General features: G+C 68.3%; 13 protein-coding genes and 1 pseudogene. 10 read left to right on the plus strand and 4 right to left on the minus strand.

Features of this window, described 5'->3' with window-relative positions:
* Positions 1 to 106: 106 nt before the first annotated feature.
* The 5 genes from alr to EER27_RS12310 all read left to right on the plus strand — a co-directional run bounded on the left by alr (position 107) and on the right by EER27_RS12310 (position 8,059).
* Positions 107 to 1,198, plus strand: a complete 1,092-nt coding sequence (gene alr / locus EER27_RS12290; RefSeq protein ID WP_123088396.1) for an alanine racemase — start codon at positions 107 to 109, stop codon at positions 1,196 to 1,198.
* 100 nt (positions 1,199 to 1,298) lie between these two features.
* Positions 1,299 to 2,759: a cryptochrome/photolyase family protein gene (locus EER27_RS12295; RefSeq protein ID WP_123088397.1), complete on the plus strand. Its 1,461-nt coding sequence runs from the start codon at positions 1,299 to 1,301 to the stop codon at positions 2,757 to 2,759.
* A 208-nt stretch (positions 2,760 to 2,967) separates the two neighbouring features.
* Positions 2,968 to 4,449, plus strand: a complete 1,482-nt coding sequence (locus EER27_RS12300; RefSeq protein WP_123088398.1) for a WS/DGAT/MGAT family O-acyltransferase — start codon at positions 2,968 to 2,970, stop codon at positions 4,447 to 4,449.
* Between the two features lie 83 nt (positions 4,450 to 4,532).
* Positions 4,533 to 5,225: a YiaD family glycine zipper/OmpA-like lipoprotein gene (locus tag EER27_RS12305; RefSeq protein WP_123088399.1), complete on the plus strand. Its 693-nt coding sequence runs from the start codon at positions 4,533 to 4,535 to the stop codon at positions 5,223 to 5,225.
* A gap of 434 nt (positions 5,226 to 5,659) precedes the next feature.
* On the plus strand, positions 5,660 to 8,059 hold the full coding sequence (locus tag EER27_RS12310) for a Tex family protein (protein WP_123088400.1): 2,400 nt from the start codon (positions 5,660 to 5,662) through the stop codon (positions 8,057 to 8,059).
* Between the two features lie 64 nt (positions 8,060 to 8,123).
* On the opposite strand, the gene EER27_RS12315 is transcribed toward EER27_RS12310, so the two are convergent.
* Positions 8,124 to 11,198 (minus strand): winged helix-turn-helix domain-containing protein, encoded by a 3,075-nt coding sequence (locus tag EER27_RS12315; protein WP_148041014.1) that lies wholly within the window; start codon positions 11,196 to 11,198, stop codon positions 8,124 to 8,126.
* Between the two features lie 570 nt (positions 11,199 to 11,768).
* Between EER27_RS12315 and EER27_RS12320 the strand changes: the two are divergent.
* A pseudogene (locus tag EER27_RS12320) lies at positions 11,769 to 13,508 on the plus strand (S8 family serine peptidase); the annotation flags it as partial.
* A 12-nt stretch (positions 13,509 to 13,520) separates the two neighbouring features.
* Positions 13,521 to 14,180: a proprotein convertase P-domain-containing protein gene (locus EER27_RS17615; protein WP_425480843.1), complete on the plus strand. Its 660-nt coding sequence runs from the start codon at positions 13,521 to 13,523 to the stop codon at positions 14,178 to 14,180.
* Positions 14,181 to 14,264: 84 nt separating this feature from the next.
* Here EER27_RS17615 and EER27_RS12325 read toward each other — a convergent pair whose 3' ends face one another.
* Positions 14,265 to 16,217, minus strand: coding sequence for a TOL_0244 family TonB-dependent receptor (locus EER27_RS12325; protein WP_190285772.1), 1,953 nt, complete (start codon positions 16,215 to 16,217; stop codon positions 14,265 to 14,267).
* A gap of 205 nt (positions 16,218 to 16,422) precedes the next feature.
* Between EER27_RS12325 and EER27_RS17145 the strand changes: the two genes are divergently transcribed.
* The 3 genes from EER27_RS17145 to EER27_RS12340 all read left to right on the plus strand — a co-directional run bounded on the left by EER27_RS17145 (position 16,423) and on the right by EER27_RS12340 (position 19,917).
* The gene (locus EER27_RS17145; RefSeq protein WP_190285773.1) at positions 16,423 to 17,280 is read left to right on the plus strand and encodes a hypothetical protein; all 858 of its coding nucleotides are present in this window, start codon (positions 16,423 to 16,425) and stop codon (positions 17,278 to 17,280) included.
* A gap of 215 nt (positions 17,281 to 17,495) precedes the next feature.
* Positions 17,496 to 18,230, plus strand: a complete 735-nt coding sequence (locus EER27_RS12335) for a 4'-phosphopantetheinyl transferase family protein (protein ID WP_190285774.1) — start codon at positions 17,496 to 17,498, stop codon at positions 18,228 to 18,230.
* Between the two features lie 292 nt (positions 18,231 to 18,522).
* A complete protein-coding gene (locus EER27_RS12340; RefSeq protein WP_123088515.1) occupies positions 18,523 to 19,917 on the plus strand; it encodes a TIGR03013 family XrtA/PEP-CTERM system glycosyltransferase in 1,395 nt (464 codons plus the stop codon).
* Positions 19,918 to 19,946: 29 nt separating this feature from the next.
* Here the strand turns inward: EER27_RS12340 and EER27_RS12345 are convergent, their stop codons facing one another.
* Complete coding sequence (locus tag EER27_RS12345; protein ID WP_123088406.1) at positions 19,947 to 20,744, minus strand: hypothetical protein; 798 nt, start codon at positions 20,742 to 20,744, stop codon at positions 19,947 to 19,949.
* 202 nt (positions 20,745 to 20,946) lie between these two features.
* Positions 20,947 to 21,363 (minus strand): hypothetical protein, encoded by a 417-nt coding sequence (locus EER27_RS12350; protein WP_123088407.1) that lies wholly within the window; start codon positions 21,361 to 21,363, stop codon positions 20,947 to 20,949.
* Between the last annotated feature and the right edge of the window lie 165 nt (positions 21,364 to 21,528).

Raw genomic sequence — 21,528 nt, forward strand, 5'->3', positions numbered from 1 at the left:
CCGGCATTCGGAAAGGCCGGGGCAGGGCTCCGGGGCACCGTCGACGGCCACAATGCACCCAAACGGCGGGCTCCGACCAACGCGGCCCCGGCGCTAAACTGTGCCGATGGCCCGACCCACTTCCGCAACCATCCATACCGACGCCCTGCGTCACAACCTCTCGCAAGTCCGCCAGCGGGCACCCAACAGCCGCGTGATGGCGGTGGTCAAGGCCGACGGCTACGGTCACGGCCTCGAACGCGTCGCCCGCGCACTGGGCGGTGCCGATGCCTTCGGCGTGGCGGCCCTGTCCGACGCCGAGCGCCTGCGCGCCGCCGGCATCTCGCAGCCGATCCTGCTGCTGTCGGGCTTCGACGAGCCCGAGGACATCGCGCGCCTGCGCGGCCTCAACGTCGATACCGCGGTCCACCACCACAGCCAGCTCGAGATGCTGGAGCAGGCCCCGGCCGGCGACCCGATCCGCTGCTGGCTCAAGCTCGATACCGGCATGCACCGGCTGGGCTTCGCGCCTGAGCACGTCGCCGATGCACACGCGCGGCTGTCCGCGCTGCGCACGGTGGTGGGCGAGGTGGTGCTGATGAACCACTTCGCCAGCTCCGACGAGTACGACGACAGCCCCAGCAACGGTCGCCAGACGCGGCTGCAGATGCGGCTGTTCGAGCAGGCCACGGCCGGGCTGGCGGGCGCGCGTTCGCTGGCCAACTCGGCCGCCGTGCTGGGTTGGCCCGAGGCGCACACCGAGTGGGTGCGTCCGGGCGGAGCGCTGTACGGCATGTCGGTGGTCGACGGACGCACCGGCGCCGATTTCGGGCTGCGCCCGGCGATGACGCTCTCGACGCGATTGATCTCGGTCAACCGCATCCGCAAGGGCGAGCGGATCGGCTACGCGGCCACCTGGGAGTGCCCCGAGGACATGGACGTGGGCGTCGCGGCCATCGGTTACGGCGACGGCTACCCGCGCGCGGCACCGGCCGGAACGCCCGTGCTGGTGGCCGGGCAGGAGACCCAGGTGATCGGCCGCGTGTCGATGGACCTGATGACGATCGACCTGCGTGGCGTGCCCGACGCGCGCGTCGGCGCGCCCGTGACGCTGTGGGGACCGGAGCTGCCGGTCGAGCGGATTGCCGATGCCGCCGGCACGATCAGCTACGAGCTGACCTGCTCGATCACGCGCCGCGTTCGGTTCGTCGAAGGCTGAGCCGTGGCGAGCCGGCCCGCCGACCACGCATCAGGGCTGGCTTGCCTGCGCGCGGTCGGGCGCCGCCGCGAACCTGCCTGCTGCCGGGCATCGCACTGAGATGCCCCACGACCCGCACCCGCCCGAAGCCACCGCGCCAATCGCGCTGGTGTGGTTCCGCGACGACCTCCGCCTCGACGACCAGCCCGCACTGCGCGCCGCCATCGACGGTGGCTACGTCCCGCTTCCGGTGTACGTGCATGCCCCCGACGAAGAGGGCAGCTGGGCGCCTGGTGCCGCCTCCAACGCCTGGCGGCACCGCTCGCTGGCCGCACTTGACCGGCAGCTGCGCGAGCGCGGATCGCGCCTGCGCGTGTTCGCCGGACCCAGCCTGTCGATCCTGCAGGCACTGGTGGCGTTCAGTGGCGCGCAGGCGGTGTTCTGGACGCGTCGCTACGCGCCGGCGATCGAACAGCGCGACACGATGATCAAGCGCACGCTGCGCCGGCAAGGGCTGCGTGCGGAGAGCTTCAACGGCGCGTTGCTGTTCGAACCCTGGGACCTGGCCACGCAGCAGGGCGATCCTTACCGCGTGTTCACGCCGTTCTGGAAGGCCGCGGTGCAGGCCTGGCGAACACCAAGGCCGTGGGACGCGCCGGTGCGTATCGCCGCGCCCGACGACGGCCACGCCATCCCCGACGGCCTGCCACTGGAAGCGCTGAGGCTGGCGCCGGCACGGCCCTGGGACGCGGGATTCTGGCAGCGCTTCACACCGGGCGGGCAGGGCGCGCGTGCCGCGCTCGACGCCTTTCTCGATGAGGCCATCGAAGGCTACGCAACCGCGCGCGACGTGCCAGCGCGTCGTGCCACGTCGCGGCTGTCGCCTCACCTGCACTTCGGCGAGATCTCGGTGCAGCGCGTCGTCGATCGGCTGCGTGCGCGCTCCGACGCGCCGCCGGGCGATGTCGCGCATTACCTGCGTGAGCTGGGTTGGCGCGAGTTCGCGCACCACCTGTTGCACCACTTTCCGCACACGCCCGACAGCAACCTCAATCCGCGCTTCCAGGACTTCGACTGGGCGCCCGCCGATGAAGCGCGCCTGGACGCGTGGCGGCACGGTCGCACCGGCGTGCCGATCGTCGATGCCGGCATGCGCGAGCTGTACGCCACCGGCTGGATGCACAACCGCGTGCGCATGATCGTCGCCAGCTACCTGTGCAAGCACCTGCGCATGCACTGGCGGCACGGTGCACGCTGGTTCTGGGACACGCTGGTGGACGCGGACCTGGCCAACAACACCCAGGGCTGGCAGTGGACCGCGGGAACCGGCGCCGATGCCGCGCCGTATTTCCGGATGTTCAACCCGGTAACGCAGGCGCGGTCGTTCGATCCCGATGGCCGGTACATTGCCCGGTGGCTGCCCGAACTGGCCGGAATACCGCTGCCGTTGCGGTTCGCGCCGTGGACCGATCCGCGAACGCTGGCCGCGTTGGCCCCGGACTATCCGCGCCAGCCACTGGTCGACCTGGCGGCCGGTCGCGAGGCCGCGCTCGCGGCGTATCGCGCCTGCGCCTCCTCCTGATCGCGTCGCTCGCGCCGTCAAAGGCACAGCGATTCGTGTGCCGACGAACGACGTCGTACACGCCGAGAGCATCCTGCCCGCCAGCAACGTGTCGCATGCCACGGATGACGTGGCTTTGCCTGCCTGTCGCATCGCCGCGTTGACGCTGCGCGCGAACGCGTGATTCACTCGGGACGCCCTCGCGAGGGCGACTCGCCTGGGAGGGCGGATGGCCACTGCAACACCACGCGCACAGGCGCGTCAGGCACCCAAGGCACCACGCCGCGAGGCGATGTCCAAGGTCGATACCGCGTGGTTGCGGATGGAACGCCCGACCAACCCGATGATGATCACCGGCGTGCTGATGTTCGCCGAGTCGATGCCACTGGAGCGACTGCGGCGCGTGGTCCAGCAGCGCTTTCTGGCCTACAGCCGCTTTCGTCAGAAGGCCGTGGATACCGCCGCGGGCGCGTCGTGGCAGGACGACGAGAACTTCGATCTCGACTGGCACGTGCAGCACGCCGCGTTGCCCGGGCGCGGCAACAAGCGCGCGCTCGAACGCTTCGTCAGCCAGCTCGCGTCGACGCCGTTGAGCCACAGCCGTCCGCTCTGGCAGTTCCACCTGGTCGAGAAATACGGCGGTGGCGGCTCGGCGCTGGTGGCACGCATCCACCACAGCTACGCCGACGGCATCGCGCTGGTGCAGGTGCTGCTGTCGCTGACCGACACCAGCCCGTCGCCGGACAAGGACAGCGAACTCGCGCGTGCCTGGCTGAAGAAGGACCACGCCGATGTCGCACGTCGCGTCGGCGCCGTCGACAAGTACATGAAGCTGGGCAGCCGGATGCTCGACAAGGGCATGGAGATGTACCGCGACCCCAGCCTGGCCGGCGTGCTGGCAAAGGAGGGCGGCGAGATTGCCCGCGAACTGCTCAACGCGCTGTCGCTGTCGGACGATCCGCCATCGCTGCTGCGCGGCAAGCTGGGCACCAGCAAGCGCGTCGCCTGGGCCGAGCCGATCGACCTGGAAGAGGTCAAGGCGGTCGGGCGCGCCTGCGACTGCACCGTCAACGACGTGTTGATGGCCACCGCAGCCGGCGCCCTGCGCAATTACATGATCGAACGCGGCGACGATGTCGACGGCGTGACATTGCGCGCAACCGTGCCGGTGAACTTGCGCCCGCTCGAACACGCCAAGAAGCTGGGCAACCACTTCGGCCTGGTGTTCCTGGATCTTCCTGTCGGCGAGGACAACCCGATCCGTCGCATCGAGCGCGTCGCGCAGTGCATGGACAACCTCAAGAACTCGCGCCAGGCGATCGTCGCGTTCGGCCTGCTGGCCGCGTTGGGCATGGCGCCGTCGCCCGTGCAGGGCCTGGCGTTGGAGTTGTTCAGCCGCAAGGCCAGCGCGGTTGCCACCAACGTGCCGGGCCCGCAGCAGCCGCTCTACCTGGCGGGATGCCAGTTGCAGGAAATGATGTTCTGGGTGCCGCAGACCGGCTCGATCGGCGTGGGCATTTCGATCCTCAGCTACAACGGGCGGGTGCACTTTGGATTGATCAGCGACGGCAAGCTGATCCCCGATCTCGACGCGGTGATTCGTCGTTTCGGTGCCGAGTTCGAAAAGTTGCTGTACCTGTCGTTGATGGGCAACTGGGATCATCGACTCGATGCCGCCGGGGCCGAATCGCTGATGCCTGCCGTCGACTGAACGGGGAGGTCGGTCCATCACCCGCTACATACGGGAGCGTGTTTAGCTTTGCGCCGTCCTGGCCACTCCCCCGAGGTAGCACCATGAAGAACCCAACCAAGATCGCGCTCGCCGCCGCCCTGATGACCACGTTGCTGGCCGGCTGCGCCACCACCGGTGGCGGTTACGGGCAGTCGCAGCAGTACCCGCAGGACAACGACAACAACCGCACCCAGAAGGGCGCGATCATCGGCGCCGTCGCCGGCGCGGTGGCCGGCCTGCTCAGCGGTGACGACGCCACCGAACGTCGCCAGCGTGCCCTGGTTGGTGCCGGCGTGGGTGGTCTTGCCGGTGGTGCGATCGGCAACTACCAGGATCGCCAGGAGCGCGCCCTGCGTGAGCGCATGCGCGGTACCGGCGTCGACGTGACCCGCAACGGCGACAACATCACGCTCAACATGCCAAGCGCCATCACGTTCGGCTTCAACAGCTCGAACCTGGAGTCGCAGTTCTATCCGGTGCTCGACAACGTTGCCGGCACGCTGCGCGAGTACAACCAGACCATCGTCGAGGTCGCCGGCCATACCGACAGCGTGGGCTCCGACGCCTACAACCAGACCCTGTCCGAACAGCGCGCCAACGCGGTCGGCAATTACCTGATGTCGCGTGGCCTGGTACGTGACCGCTTCATCATCACCGGTGCCGGCGAGAGCCGTCCGGTGTCCAGCAACGAGACCGAATCGGGCCGTTCGCAGAACCGCCGCGTCGAGATCACGCTGGTGCCGCTGCGCTCCTGATCCGCGGTGGCGTGGCGCGACCGTCCGCCTTCGGGTAAGACAGTCGATCCAGACCAACGGGCCACCCTCGGGTGGCCCGTTTGCTTTGCGGGCGCAGGGCGCGCATCTGGAATTCCGATGCAGGAACCCAAGCAGCACCCGGTGCAGTGCCCCGTGATGTCGGCGGCGGGGTGGCGGGTTTGTGGTGTGGCCGTCGACTTCACCCGCATGCGTCGGCTCGTTCTGGCACCGGGAGGGCCTGACCCGGCAACGCCGCGCCGGGTAGCCCCGGCGTACCGGTGATTGCCGAGGGCAGGCGAATGCGGCTCGGAAAACGGTTGCCGGGCAGGGGAACCCACCCCGTCCCGGCGCCGCTGTCAACGGCTTACGCCGGGGCGTCGCGGTTGCCACAATCGCTGTCCCCCCGCGTCCGCGGGAGCAGTCGAACGGAACCAATGCAGGACAACAGCAAGCTCGCCCAGCACATCGCCGCCACCATCGCCAACGAGATCGGTGCCCAGCCCGCGCAGGCCAAGGCCGCGATCGCCCTGCTCGACGAGGGCGCGACCGTGCCGTTCATCGCGCGCTACCGCAAGGAGGTCACCGGCGGCCTCGACGACACCCAGCTGCGCAACCTCGAAGTGCGCCTGGTCTACCTGCGCGAACTGGAAGACCGCCGGGCCGCGGTGCTGGCCAGCATCGAAGAGCAGGGGAAGCTCAGCGACGAACTGCGCGCCGACATCCTCGCCGCCGACAACAAGGCGCGACTGGAAGACCTCTACCTGCCGTTCAAGCCCAAGCGCCGCACCAAGGCGCAGATCGCCCGCGAGGCCGGGCTCCAGCCGCTGGCCGATGGCCTACTGGCCGACCCCGACCTCGACCCGCAGGTCGTCGCGCAGGGATACGTCGACGCCGACAAGGGCGTGGCCGATGCCAAGGCCGCGCTGGACGGCGCCCGCGCAATCCTGATGGAGCGTTGGGGCGAGGACGCGGCGCTGGTCGGCGAACTGCGCCACTGGCTGGTGGATGTCGGCGTGATCCGCGCGCGCGTCGCCGAGGGCAAGGAGAACGATGGCGCCAAGTACCGCGATTATTTCGACCACGCCGAATCGCTGGCCAGGATTCCCTCGCACCGCCTGCTCGCGCTGTTCCGTGCGCGCCGCGAGGAGGTGCTGTTCCTGGACCTGGAACCTGGCAGCGACGCCGAGGCGGGCCACCTGCAGGCCGAAGGGCGCGTCGCGCACCACGCGGGCGTCCGCGCGCAAGGACGTGCGGCCGACAAGTGGCTGCTCGACACCTGCCGGCTGACGTGGAAGGCCAAGCTGCACCTGCACCTGCTGCTCGATCTGTTCGGCCAGGCCCGCGAAAAGGCCGAGGCCGAGGCGATCAACGTGTTTGGCGACAACCTCAAGGACCTGCTGCTGGCCGCGCCGGCCGGGCCGAAGGTCGTGCTGGGCCTGGACCCGGGCATTCGCACCGGTTGCAAGGTGGCGGTGGTCGACCGCACCGGCAAGCTGGTTGCCACCGACACCGTCTACCCGCACCAGCCGCGCAATCAGTGGGACCAGTCGCTGCACTCGCTGCGCGCGTTGTGCATCCGCCACGGCGTCGAGCTGATCGCGATCGGCAACGGCACGGCCAGCCGCGAGACCGACAAGCTGGCCGGCGAGCTGATCAAGCTGGCTCCCGAGCTGGCGATGCAGAAGATCGTGGTCAGTGAGGCGGGCGCCTCGGTGTACTCGGCGTCCGAGTTTGCCGCCAAGGAGTTCCCCGAGCTCGATGTGTCGCTGCGTGGCGCGGTGTCGATTGCACGGCGCCTGCAGGACCCGCTGGCCGAGCTGGTCAAGATCGAACCCAAGGCGATCGGCGTTGGCCAGTACCAGCACGACGTCGACGGCTACCGCCTGGCGCGCGCGCTCGACGCCCGCGTCGAAGACTGCGTCAACGCGGTGGGCGTGCACGTCAACACCGCGTCGGCGGCGCTGCTGTCGCGCGTGTCGGGGCTGTCCTCGACGGTGGCCGAAAACATCGTCCGTCACCGCGATGCCAACGGCCCGTTCGTCTCGCGCAAGGCGCTGCTTGCGGTGCCGCGGCTGGGCGAGAAGACCTTCGAGCAGTGCGCCGGGTTCCTGCGCATCGCCGACGGCGACCAGCCGCTGGACGCCTCCTCGGTGCATCCGGAGGCCTATCCGGTGGTCGAGCGCATCGTTCGCAGCTGCGGACGCGAGGTGAAGTCGCTGATGGGCGATGCGTCGTACCTGCGCTCGGTCCGCGCTGAGCAGTTCACCGACGACACCTTCGGCCTGCCGACCGTGCGCGACATTCTCAAGGAGCTCGAAAAGCCCGGCCGTGACCCGCGCCCGGAGTTCAAGGCCGCGCGCTTCGCCGATGGCGTGGAGGACCTCAAGGACCTGCAGGTGGGGATGATTCTCGAAGGCGTGGTCAGCAACGTTGCCGCGTTTGGCGCGTTTGTCGACATCGGCGTGCACCAGGACGGTCTGGTGCACATCTCCGCGCTGTCCAACACCTACGTCAAGGACCCGCGCGACGTGGTCAAGGCCGGTGACGTGGTGAAGGTGCGCGTGCTCGAAGTGGACATCCCGCGCAAGCGCATCGCACTGACCTGCCGGCTGGACGACGCCGTGCCGGCGCCGCGCCCGGACGAACGGGCGGGAGCGCGTGGTGCAGGCGGACGTCAGCCAGACGGACGCCCGGCCGGCAGCGCGCCGCGTGGTGGTGGCCGCGACGGCGGCGGCGATCGCAACCGCGGCGGTGCTCCCGCACGGATGCCGGCGGCTGCGCCGGCCAACAACGCGCTCGCCGCGGCATTCGCCAAGGCCAAGGGCAACGCCTGATTCCCTGATCGCTGATTCGCAGCCCGCGGCCACGCATGGCGCGGGCAGTCCTTGCCCGGTTCTTTCAGCGGGCGCTTGCCAGCAGCGCGGTCGTGTCCTGGCGTGGCGGCAGGTTCAGCCAACCCAGCGTCGCTCCGCGCACGCCCGCGCGTGCGGCGACCACGACCCACGGTGCGCGGCCGTCCTCGACCGCCAGTGCGTCGCGCGGCAGCAGGCTGTGGATCTCCATCTGGGCGAGCACGTCGCCCAGCCGCCGGGCCTTGGCGTCGAGGCGCGATGCCAGGGCAAGGGCCAACCTGCGGTCGCCGCGAGACAAGGCCTGGGCAATGTCGAGGGCGTCCAGCCGGCGATGCAGTGACCACGCGTCGGCGGGCAGGGCGCGTCTGGCGCGCAGCCCGTGGTGACGGCTGGTTGCCCATTCGCCACGCGCGGCGGCATTTTCGGCCAGGCCGGTTTCCGCGTGCGCGACCAGGAACTCGTAACCTGCCGAACGCAGCGGCGACAGCGCCTGCCGGTACAAGCGATCCGATTCGACGGTGTTGCCAGTGCGGGTCAGCACGGTGGCGATCTGGATCGCCGACTCCCATCCTTCCGGCCGGCTGGTCATCGTGGGCAGCTGCTCCTGCGCGCTACGCAGCAGCTTCCTGGCCCCGTCGCGATCGCCGGCAAGCAGCTCGGTCCGGGCGCGCCCGGCGATGGCGGTCATGCGGTTGGACGGTTCGTCCGATGCCGCGCAACGCTCCCAGTTGCTGCGTGCACTGGCCAGGTCGCCCAGCGACAGTCGCGACTCGGCGCGGAAACAGGCCAGGCGCGCCTGCGGCTCCGACACGCCCGGGCCTGCCTGTTGTGGGGCGAGCGCGCGCTCGGCGCCATCGAGCGTTGCGATGGAATGCAGATGACGCCCGCGGAAGGTGTCCAGCGCGGCGTCGAGCTGCGCCAGCGCCACCGCCGGATGGCCCTGCAAGCGGGCCTGGCGCAGGTGCTGCAGGCGCTTGTCGGCGACATCGAAACGACCACCCACGATGTCCTCGACCAGCAATGCGAGGGTGAGCCGGTTGGTCAGCAGCGCATCGCCGGAGTCGCGGCTGGCAAGCAGCGCTTCGTCCAGTCGCTTTCGGTAGGTGACCAGATCGCCGGCGGCGAAGTGCCGTCCCGCCACCTTGGCCAGGATGTCGATCTCGAGTCGGCGGTACCCGCCCGCGCGCGCCTGTGTCAGCAGGTTCTCCATGCGCGGGTTGTCGGCGCCTTGCGGCGGAGTGGCAACCTCGGAAAGAAAGCGCGCGTAGAGCGCCAGGGTGGCATTGCCGGCCGACTCCAGTTGCGCGGCTGCCTGCTCGTACTGGCGGGTGTTGTCGCGATCTTCGTACTGCACGGTATCGGCGATGGCCGCCTGCAGCATCGCGCTGCCGCGTTCCAGCTCCCAGCCTGTGCCCGCGTCGCGCGCAAGGCGTTCGGCCGACGCCGCGTCCTGGCGCATGCGCTCGGGATCGCCGAGCATCTGGTGGACACCGCTCAGGGCGAGCAGGCGCGCGATGCGCACGCCCATGGACTCGCGCTCCCAACGCGGCGCGGAAAGGATCTTCAGCGACTGCTGGAGGTTTCCGGTCTGCGACAGCAGGCGAGCGTGTTCGAGGGCATAGCCGGACTTGTCGGGGTAACGCGCCGATAGCGTGGCAAACGCCGCCGCCGCTTGTTGGTGGCGCTGGGGATCGGCGGCCAGCGCCTTTGCGCGCATCAATGCCACTACCTCGGCCGGCGCGGGCTGCAGGAGCGTGGTGGCGGCCTGCATGTGTCCGGTGGCCGAGATGCCCTGCGCGAGGCGGGATTGCGCCTGCGCCAGTTGCATCCGTGCCAGGCCGAAGCGCGGTGCCTGCTGGACGACTTCCTGCGAGATCGCCGCGGCGGTCATCCAGTCGCGCCGGTCGATCGCCTCAACCGCATCGGCGTAGCGGCGTGCGGCGGTGCTATCGAGCACCAGCGGCGGCCACGGGTCGGCGCGTTGGGGCAACAGCCGCGACATGACCTGGCGCGACAGTTGGTCGACCATGGCCGGGACCTGCGACGCCGGACCGGTGAGTTCGAGGCGCTGCTCCTTTCCCGCACCCGGCAGACGCACGCGCATCACCACCTGTGACGGGTCGTTCGGGGCACTTCCGGCGGTGAGGAAAATCACCTGTGGCGACTGCGCGTTGGTGTCGGCTGCCAGGTCCGATTCGCTCAGCAGCCGCACCTCCGGCAGGCTGTCGAGCTTCCAACCCAGCCATTCGCGCAGCAGTTTCACCGGCCAGCGGACCGGGTTGGCGCGGTCTTCCACTTCGATCAGCACGAACGAGCGCGGATCGGTGGTCGAGGCATGAGAGGACGTTGCCGGACCCGCGGACCGCGTTGCCCAGAACGACATCACCGCAGCGACGAGGGCGAACACCATCCAGGTGCCCGCGCGCAGCCAGCGGGGCCTGGACGCGGCAGGGCGCGCCGCGGCGGAAACGTGCGGCAGGGGAGCGGCGGGTTGGAATGGGGGTTCGGCTTCCTGCGCAACGGCAGGTCCGACTTCAGGCTCAATTGCAGGCCCGACGTCGGCGTCGACCAAAGGCGCGAGGATGCGATCGTCGACCCGTGGCGGTGACGCGTCCGCAGCCTCGGCGGAGACCACGACAGCTTGCTGCAGCGCCGCCGTGGCGACGTCCACGGGGGCGATCGCGCCGTCGAGGACGTCGTCCGTCTCCGGTGTGATGTCGCTTTCGAAGTCCTTGGCGATCGCTACCGGCGATGGCGGGCATGGCGCTGCGATCGACCACTGCACGGGGGCGGGCGCATCGAACACATAGCCGCTGCGCGGGACAGTGCGGATCCACTGTTTGCGCTCATCGCCAAGCACCCGGCGCAGCAGCCAGATGCTCTGTGACAGGTTGGCGTCCTCGACGATCACGCCGGGCCAAACGCGCTCCAACAGGTCCGTTCGCCGGTGCAGGGTGTGCGGCTCGGACATCAGCAGCAACAGCAGGTCGAAGATGCGATGCCGCAGTTCCACCTCGATGCCCTCGACGCAGGCGCGCCGGTAGCACAGGTCGATCACCAATCCATTCAGGTGCAGGTACCGAGCGTCGTCCGGCCATGGCGGGCTGCGCTGATCTGTCACGGCGGAACCTCCCTGGGCATCACGCGATCGACGTTGGCGATGAACAACCCCTCGTCATCTCGCGACGAAGTGGGTCACCTGTTCATCGAATAACGCACGTCCGGGACCGATCACCCTACTCGCGACATGACGAATGGTCCTGAATGCGCCGCGGGCCGCTCGGATGAATGCGTCAGCGTCGTGACCGATGTCGCCGATTGAGAGACAAGTGAGACAAAAGTGAGATTCAGGAAGAAGCAGACAGAGCGGCGCGCCTAGTAAATCGATGACGGCGGCCTTCGACGGGTGGGGGCGCCAGATGCCCGGATCCTGAACGGTCCAGGCGTTTCGCCGGACCGCCGGTGAATGCTCCGGATGTAGCGACCTCCTCACTGACGAAGTCGCAACGGAAGGGCCATCGGACGGGTCACGCCATACGGCGGCGTGTCGTGGCAGCTGCCGCGGCGCGCCGGTATCGGCGGGCGGACTGGGCAGTGCTCACGTTCCTTCGGCGGATTCGCCCGGGGTCGGGGGCCGGGCCTGGTCGTGCGGTTCCCGATTCGAATATCCAATCATTCAAGGGAGTTCTTGATGTCCACGTTTTCGAACCACCGCATTCGCACGACCGCACTGGCTACCGCCACCGCCCTGGCCCTGTCGGCCCTCGCGGCGCCCGCCGTTGCCGGCCAGCTGAACCTGGACGGCCTGCAGTCGCCGCAGGGTTACGACGGCTTCATCGTCAAGTACCGCAGCGGCACCTCCGAGCGCATGAGCACCGCCGCCGTGAAGACCTCGCTGAACCGCGTGGCCCAGGTCCAGGTGGGCGGCAAGCGCGTTGCCCTGGGACACATCCGCCGCCTGGCCATCGGTTCGGACCTGGTGCGTGCCGGCAGCAAGCTCGATCGCGCCGAGGCCGAGTCGCTGATGCGGCAGCTGGCGGCCGACCCGAACGTGGAGTCGGTGGAAGTCAACCGGCTGTGGACGCACACCGCGGACCCGAACGACACCCGCTACGGTGAGCAGTGGCACTACTCGGCCGCGAACGGCCTGCGCGCCAACACCGCGTGGGATCGCGCGACCGGCACCGGCACCATCGTGGCGGTGATCGATACCGGCATCGTTCCGCATGCCGATCTCGACGCCAACATCCTGCCGGGCTACGACTTCGTGAGCGACGCAGCCCGCGCCCGCGACGGCAACGGCCGCGACAACAACCCCAACGACGAAGGCGACTGGAACTCCAGCGCTGTCGACTGTCAGGTCAGCAACTCCAGCTGGCACGGCACGCACGTCGCCGGCACCATCGCGGCGGTGACCAACAACGCCACCGGCGTCGCGGGCGTGGCGCACGGCGCGCGAATCGTCCCGGTACGCGTGCTGGCCAAGTGCGGTGGCTCGACGGCCGACATCGCCGACGCGATCGTGTGGGCGTCCGGCGGCGCGGTCGCTGGCGTTCCCGCCAACGCGAATCCGGCCGAAGTCATCAACATGAGCCTGGGCGGCGGTTCGGCATGCTCGGCCACCTATCAGAATGCGATCAATGACGCGGTGGGCCGCGGCACCACGGTCGTGGTTGCGGCGGGCAACTCCAACCGCGACGTGGCGGGCTTCACGCCGGCAAGCTGCAACAACGTCGTGGCCGTCGCCGCCAGCGACCAGGGCGGCAACCGCGCCTGGTACTCCAACTACGGCGCCCGCATCGACGTCGCCGCGCCGGGCGGCGAAACCTGCAAACCCGATTACCTGGTCGGCGAGCACCTGCCGCTTGCCACGTCGCCCACCAACTGCAACACCCCGCTGCCGGGCCAGGGCGTGCTATCGACGCTCAACGCCGGTGCGACCGTGCAGGGTGCGTCCAGCTACGCGTTCTACCAGGGCACCTCGATGGCCGCGCCGCACGTGGCCGGCGTGGTTGCACTGATGCAGTCGGCCGTGGCGGCGCCGTTGACGCCGGCCCAGATCGAGCAGGCGCTGAAGGACTCCACCCGTGCACTGGCGGGCGCGTGCCCCGGTGGTTGCGGCCTGGGTCTGGTCGATGCCGATGCCGCCGTCGTCGAAGCGATCCGCATCGGCGGTGGTGGCGGCAACGCCAACCCGGTGGCCAACTTCGGCTCGAGCGTGAACGGCCTCACGGCCACGTTCACCGACAGCTCGACCGACAGCGACGGCTCGATCGTGTCGCGCAGCTGGAACTTCGGTGATGGCACCACGTCCACGGCCACCAGTCCGAGCAAGACCTACACCGCGGCCGGCACCTACACCGTCACCTTGACGGTCACCGACGACGACGGCGCCACCCACACCAAGACCGCCTCGGTCACGGTCGCGTCCAGCGGCGGCACCGTGCTGACCAATGGCGTCGCCAAGACCGGGCTGTCCGGTGCGGCGGGCAGCAGCCAGTACTTCACGCTTGTCGTGCCGGCCGGTGCGACCAACCTGAAGTTCGTCACCAGCGGCGGCACCGGCGATCTGGACCTTTACGCGCAGCTTGGTTCGCAGCCGACCACCACCAGCTTCGCCTGCAAGTCCGAAGGCAGCGCCAACGCCGAAACCTGCACCGTGGCCGTGGCCCAGGCGGGCACCTACCACGTGCTGGTGAAGGGCTACAGCGCGTTCTCCGGTGCCAGCCTGACCGGTAGCTACACCGCCGGCACCGGTGGCACGCAGACCTACAGCAACGCTGCCGACTACACCATCAGCGACAACACCACCGTCGACAGCCCGATCACCGTGTCCGGTCGCACCGGCAACGCCCCGGCCAATGCCTCGGTGACGGTCGCCATCGTGCACACCTACCAGGGCGATCTGAAGGTCGACCTGGTGGCACCCGATGGCAGCCTCTACAACATCCACAACCGCACCGGCAGCAGCACGGACAATATCAACAAGACGGTCACGCTGAACCTGTCGACCGAGGCGTTGAACGGCACGTGGAAGCTGCGCGTCAACGACGCCGGCGCGGGCGATGTCGGCAAGATCGACAGCTGGAGCATCACGTTCTGATCGTGCCATTGCCCGGCAATCGAGGGCGCTGACCACGATGGGCCCCGGCTTCGGCCGGGGCTTTCTTTTCGTCCGGCGTTCGGCCTAGAAGCGGAACGTGACGTTGCCCTGCACGCTTCGACCCGTGGGATTGCCCGTTGCAGCGGACTCCTGGTGCCGGCTGCCGGCGAGATTCTTTCCTGCAACGGACAGGCTGAGGTTTGGATGTGGTGTCCACGACAGCCCCAGGTCGAAGGCCGTGTAACTGTCGACGCCCCGGTTGGGAAGCGCGTCGACGTACCGCACACCGCCAAACACGCTCACGTCGCCGGGCAGCGAGAGGAACGAGAACAGCGAGGCCTGGTTTCTCGGGCTGTTGCCTTCCGCACGCAGCGCCGATGTATCGAGGCTGCCGGGCAGGTTGCGCAGGTGCAGCTCGAAGTACGAATACTGGAACTGCAGCCGCCAGTTGGAGATCGGACTCCACTTCGCCGCCAGCGTGCCGCCATAGGAATGGCCTTTCATGCCGTTGGCGAGCGAATTGGGAAGGACGATGTAGATCACGGGCGGATTGACCACCACCACGGGCTGTTCCGGTTCGGTTGTCTGCAGCCGGTCGTAGTCGTTGTAGAAGACCGAGACATCGAATGACAGGTTGTCGCGCACCTGCGCGCGGTACCCGGCCTCGTAGGCCAGCAACTCTTCCGAATCGAAATCGTGGTTGGCGTTGATGTTGACGTAGATGGGGAAGGGCAGGCCGGGGATGGAAACCGGCGACGTGAGTCGCAGGTCGGCATCCAGCCGCGAGGGAATGCGCACGGCGCGCGAAGCCGCGGCCCACAGCGTCTGCCGCTCGCTGGCCAGCCAGGTCAGGCGCGCGTTGGGTTGGGATTCGAACCCCGTGTAGTCGTTGCGCTCGAACTTCGATCCGAGCGTGAGGAAGAGTCGCTCGTTCCACAAGTCGATCCGGTCCTGCACGAATGCACTGTACGTGCGGTCGGTCCGCTGCGCCGGATCGAAGGTGGCGAACAGCGTGCTGTCGACGTCGTCGCTCGTCCAGCGCAAGCCCAGTCCCCACAGGACATCGTGGCGACCGTGCCGGAAGTGGTGCTGGAACTCGGCATCGAACGTATCGCGCGATTCGTTGAACGTGCTCGGAATGTCGCGCCGGGTGTGGTCGTAGTAGGCCTGCACGCTGAGATCGGAATCCTCGTCCAGCTGCCGGGTCCAGCGCCCCAGCAGGTTGGTTCCGGCCAGGTCCGAATCGTCGCGGAAACTCGGACCGGGCAATGTGCCCAGGGTGAACGCCCCACGGAACAGTCCGCCCGCCTTGCCGCGGTACGCATCCCCCTGCAACGTGAACTGGTCGGACGGGGAAGCGTCCCAGTCGTAGCGGAACCCGCCCTGCGTCATGCGCCAGTCGTCGAACCCGCGCGTGCCGGCGGCATTGGTCGAGGCATCGCGATGGGTTGACTTGAGGTAGCCGCGCAACGATGCGCCGTTGGCCAGTTGCGCGCCGTAGCGCAAGGCCAACGATTCGCCTTCGTCGCCGCCGCTGGCCTGCGCCAGGCCGCCCTGTGTGTCGCCCGCCGATCGGGTGATGATGTTGATGACGCCGTTGACCGCGTTGGCGCCCCACAGCGTGCCACCGGGCCCGGCAACCACCTCGATCCGGTCCACGTCCTCCAGCATCAGGTCCTGGACGTCCCAGAAGACACCGGCAAAGAGCGGGGAGTAGACGCTGCGGCCATCGATCAGCACCAGCAGCTTGTTGGAGATGTCGTTGTTGAATCCGCGGATCGAGATCGACCAGGAATTGGAACCGTCGCGCGCGACCTCGACACCGGGCGCGAGCCGCAGCGCCTCGGGAATGCTGGTGGCGCCGGACATGCGGATGTCTTCGTTGGTGATGACGAAGACCGACGCGGCGGCATCCAGCAGCATTTCGTGGCGCTTGGAGACCGAAGTGACCTGGATCTGCGACAGCTGTTCGAGACTGAGATCGACGAGATCGCCCGACGCCTCGGTCGCGTTCGCCGGGTGCAGGCAGACGGCCATCGAGAAGGCGAGAAGCGCGACGCAGGGAGTGCCGAAGGTGCGGCCTGCCGCCTGACGGACGCTACGAGCTCGGCTTGCTTTCCGTTGCATGTGACACCCCATCAGTCCTGTAGGGATTGTCGACCCGATCCGCCCTGTCGACTGCCGCGCAAAACGCCAGCGCTCTACCAGTTCTTCACCATGCCAGCGCCTTATAGCACGGTCGGTGCTGGCGATTCCCGTGCCCGCCGGCCCGGCCGGACGGGTGGCCAGTACCGGCCGTCGCGACCGCGCCGTTGCCCGGGAACGCGGTGGGCATGCGTTAGTCCAGTCAGGCAAGCGCGTCTCGCCTTGCCAGCCGAGCCGGATGACGTCATTGCACTGCCGTATCCCCACTGCCGTCCTGCTGGTCTGCGTTTGCGCCTCCGGTGCCGCGGCTTCGCAGCCGGTATTGCCGCGTGCGGGGTTCGATGCCGGCTCGCACGGGGCAACCAGTCCGGTTCGCGATGACCAACTCGCCCTCAGCGACGCGATCGCCGGCCCATTGGTGAGGGCGCTTTCGGAGCAGTTCGGCAACCGGGCCGTGGACATGTGGCTGGAGGCGATCGCCGTCCAGGACGTGGATGCCCGCGCCAGCGCGATCAGCGGCACGGGCGGCGTGATGGTCGATGGCGGCAGCGACAAGGTCGGCTTCCGCTTCCATGTCCCCTATGACAATCGTCGGCGTCGCGCCGGGTATCCCGCCGTCAGCATCGGCGGCGTCGCGGCGGGCGAGCGAGACGTTCCCAACGACGGCGCGCTGATCCGGCACCTCGAATCGCATACGGCCAAAGCGCTCGCGCGCCGGTTCCGCAAGCCGTCGACGTGGCTTCGGCTGGACTGGATTGCCACGGTCGAGGGTGGCAACCGGTTCCTGCGGATCAATGCCGAAGGTGTGGCCTACGTCAGCCGCGAGGACCCGGGCACGCCCGTGGTGTTGCAGGCCATCTACGATCGGCCCGGCAATGCCTGGGTGAGAATCGAGTACGAGCTGGGGGGGAGCTCTCGTGTGCCCGCGACGGCACCCTCGACCGCGATTCGCTGAAGGGATCGGCGGCATGGGATGTGCGCGATGGGATCGGCTGAATGCGATGGAACCTCGTCGCTGGCTCGCTCAAACCATTGGGAGGTGTCCGTTCCACCGGTGGCGGGGCGTTGCCGTCAGGATCGGGGCGCTGCGAAGCCCGTTGAAGGCAAACGCACATGCGGCAGGTTGAGTTGTCACCGGGTTGCGTAGACACCTGGCCACCGCGCAGTACCTTGGACACGCAGTTCGAAGGCGTCCTGTCGTCAAGCCGCTGGCGCGCGGCGGCGAGCCTCTCGGTGTTTGTCGGGTTGTTCGAGCTGCGGGACTGGCAAGCGTGGGTGGACGACGCCTATGCGGTTCTCGATGCCACCGAATCCGGGCGCGTCCGATCCCGGCGCTCTCCAACCCGGCGCGATCAACTGGCACTTTGCTACGCGCTGCATCGTCTCGTGCTGGGCCGCGCACTGCATTGTGATGTCGCCAGCGTGCCGATCGGGCGCGACCGCGCAGGATGCCCCCGGGTTGCCGGCGGAAGTTTGGCCACCAGTCTCAGCCATGCCGACGGGTGTCTGGCCGTGGCCGTCTCGGCGGCGGGCCCGGTCGGGGTGGACATCGAGTCGCTGGCGCGGGCGGCGGTCATGCCCGAGATCGTCGAGCGCCTGTGCCATCCGGCCGACCGCGCTGCAATGGAAGCATTGGCCGAAGACGAACGAAACCAGGCGCTGCTTGCACTGTGGGTTCGCAAGGAGGCTTTCCTGAAGGCCATCGGCATTGGCCTGCAGCGGGAGATGCAGACGTTTGCCGCGCCCGACGATGCCGTGCTGCCACGGCGTGGCGGCGTAACCAGCCAGGTGCGAATGCTCGACGCTGGTCCGCATTGGGTGGCGGCAGTGGCGAAGCCTCCTGGGGCGTCGGTCGAATGTGTCTGGCTGCGCCCGAACGGAGCGACAGCGCAGCAGTGGTACTGAGGAAGCGGCCGGCCTGATGCGCCACCCAGCGGCCGGCGTGTCGCGATTCTGTCGTTCCACTCGTCGAGCAGACCCGTCCGGGTCATGGCCGGTTGCCCGCAGTGGCAGGTGGCCGAGCAGCTGGTCGAGCAGGGGGCCGTATGCATCGGGCACATCAGCGTGCGCAACCGCGGAACCGCGTCCGTTCCATCGCCCCACCATCGGATTCCGACAGACCACCCGGTGCTGCCATGCCGCGGCGCCGCGGCGTGTCGATGAACGTCTCTCCATCACGCGCATGGCAGGCAACGCGATGAGCATCGCTTCGGCCAGTCGCAAGAGTCGCGCGTTGCTGCTGCTGTGGTTCGCGGAGATCGGGCTGTTGATGTCCGCCGTCGTGATCGGGGCCTGGTTGCGCTTCCTGGGCAGTCCCGGCGGCTACTACCTGTTTCTCGAGTCGGCGTGGGCACGCGCCGTGGTGTTTGCGGTCTTCATCACGGTGTCGATGGTGGCGTTTGGCCTGTACCAGGTGCACGTGCGGCACAACCGCATGGAGTTCCTCGTGCGCCTGTCGCTGTCCTTCGCGTTCGGCGGCATCGGATTGCTGGTGCTGTACTACCTGATGCCTTCCACCTACATCGGCCGTGGTGTCCTGGCCATCGCGCTGGCGATCGGGTTCCTGGCCATCTCGATGATGCGTTTCCTCGTCGGCAGCGTGATCAAGACGGATGTCTTCCGGCGACGCGTGCTGGTGCTGGGCGCGGGCGTGAACGCCGACCTCATCAACAGCCGCCTGCGGCGGCGCTCGGACAGGCAATCGTTTGTCGTGGTGGGATTCCTGCCGGTGCTGGGCCAGCCCATCCGCGTTCCGGAAAGCATGCTGCTCAATACGGACTTCTCGCTGTCGGAGATCGCCGAGTGGATGCAGGTGTTCGAGATCGTGGTCGCCCCCGACGAGCGACGCGGCGTGCTCCCGATGGAAGAGATGCTGAAGTGCGCGCAGCGGGGCATCACGGTCACCGATCTGTCCAGGTTCTTCGAGCGCGAAGTGGGCATGGTGAAGTTGAACGTGGCCGATCCTTCCTGGCTAGCGTTCTCCGGCGGGTTCGACCACTCCGTCCCGCGTCGCCTCAGCAAGCGCTTCTTCGATCTCGCCGCTGCGTCGGCGCTGCTGCTGATCGCCTGGCCGATCATGCTGGTGGTGGCGGCGTGCATCGCGATGGAGTCACGCGGCCCGATCCTGTACCGGCAGACGCGCGTGGGGGAGAACGGTCGCAAGTTCGAGCTGGTCAAGTTCCGCAGCATGCGCGTGGATGCCGAAGCCGATGGCGTCGCCCGGTGGGCCAGCCAGGGCGACGATCGCACCACGCGGGTCGGACGGATCATCCGCCTGTCGCGACTCGACGAACTTCCGCAGCTGTTCAACATCCTCCAGGGGGACATGAGCTTCGTCGGCCCGCGGCCGGAGCGGCCACAGTTCGTCGACATGCTCAGTCGCGAGGTCTGGTACTACAACGTGCGCCATTGCGTGAAGCCGGGGCTGACGGGTTGGGCGCAGCTGCGGTATCCGTATGGCGCCTCGGTGAGCGACGCCGAAGAGAAGCTGACGTTCGACCTGTTCTACGTCAAGAATCACGGGCTGGTGTTCGACCTGATGATCCTGCTGCAGACGGTGGAAGTGGTGCTGTTCCACCGAGGCTCGCGCTGACTCCGGCCAGCGGCACCACCTGGGGCGGGCTACTCACCCGTCGAACGAAGAAGCGCCGCCTGGTCGATGCCCGATTGGCCGGGCTCCGGCGACTGGGTTCCGGACGCTTCCGCCGCCGCCGGCACGCCGTCGAATGCAAATCGCACCTCGCCGAAGCGCCAGCCGATATGGCGCAGGAGCGTATGGATGAAGACGATGATGCCGGTCATCTCCATGCCTTCTTCCAGGCTGGAGAACACGTGGTAGAGCAGGTTCTTGTGACCGTGCCCTTCGCGCCACCACCCTTCGACGAGTTCGACGCCCAGGGCGCCGCCCAGGTAGATCGCGGCGGCCATCACGAACGCGATCGCGGTCCGGCGCGGGAGACGCAGGACGAATGGCAGGAAGAAGGCGCCCAGCGCCGCAACCAGCGAGATGCCCGGAATCACCCACGCAAAAAAGAAGATCCCAAGGTGCTGGCGGCCGAGCAGGGCGCGCATCGGCTCGATCAGCCGCTCGTGGAACGACAAGGCTTCATCCAGCCCCATCACCAGGAACCCTGTCGCCAGGATCGCCCACTTCGACACGTCCAGGGCCTGGTCCCTTCTGCTCAGCAAGGCGATCAGCGCGAGCAGTGCGCTGGCGCAGAACAGCAGCCCGGTCGAGAACAGCGCAGGCAGGTTCTGCTCGCCGTCCATGGCAACCAGTGCCAGGCCGGACACCTGATCGCGATGGATGGCGAGGCGGTACGCCTGCAGCCCGAGGTTGGCGGCGACCATCAGCGCCACCACCAGGGCCAGTCGCCAGGCGATGGCCGATGGATCGAGCAAGAGCTTCCTGGTGTCCATCGTCGTTGTCGCCTGTGGTTCCCCAATCCGCCTTTCGGCTTGCAGTCGGCTTGGTGCCGGCCGTTCGGCCCCTGGACCGTCACGGTCGACAGAGGCCATGCCGGCGACAACGGCAGGGCGGCAGCGCTTCGGTCACGGAGTGCGCGCGTTGCCTTCTGCGACGCTCGTCCGCGTTGGCACCCGGCACGACGGTGCGGCATCACTACCGCAGCCACTCTCCCGAGGCCACGGCCAGCAGGCCGAACACGAGGACCAGGATCGTCACCGCCATTCCCAGCATGACGCGCGACCGGGTCGATGGCCGGTTGCCGGACGGGGGAGCGGCGTACCGGGCACGTACGCGCATCGGGGCGGCGTACATCGAATGGCCGGCCGAGCCGGAGCGTCGCGGCGGCGCGCCGGGCAGGCGACCGTAACGCCGTTGGAATCGACTGGCCGTGGTGTACAGGCCGATCAGGTCGCGCAGTGCGGCGGCAGATTCGGGCGAGGGTGTACTACCCGCCTCGCGGTTTGATTGCAGCTCGGAGATCCGCCGGCGATAGGCGAGCTGGAGCTCCTCCAGGCTGCAGTTCGGCTTCAGCCCGAGCTGGGAATAGAGCAGCGTCAGATCCGGTTTCATCGATCACCGTCCATGTCCGCATCCTAGCGCGCCATCAGGCCCTGCACGAGTTCCAACGATACACCGGGGCACCCGGGTGGCCGCCAGCCCCTCCCCAAGGCGTTTCTCACCTCATCAAGGAAGCTGGTTTTGACCACCACTAAGGAGGGTCGCGCATGGTCATGC

Origin of the sequence: Montanilutibacter psychrotolerans, assembly GCF_003719825.1 — a bacterium.
Taxonomy (GTDB): Bacteria; Pseudomonadota; Gammaproteobacteria; order Xanthomonadales; family Xanthomonadaceae; genus Montanilutibacter; species Montanilutibacter psychrotolerans.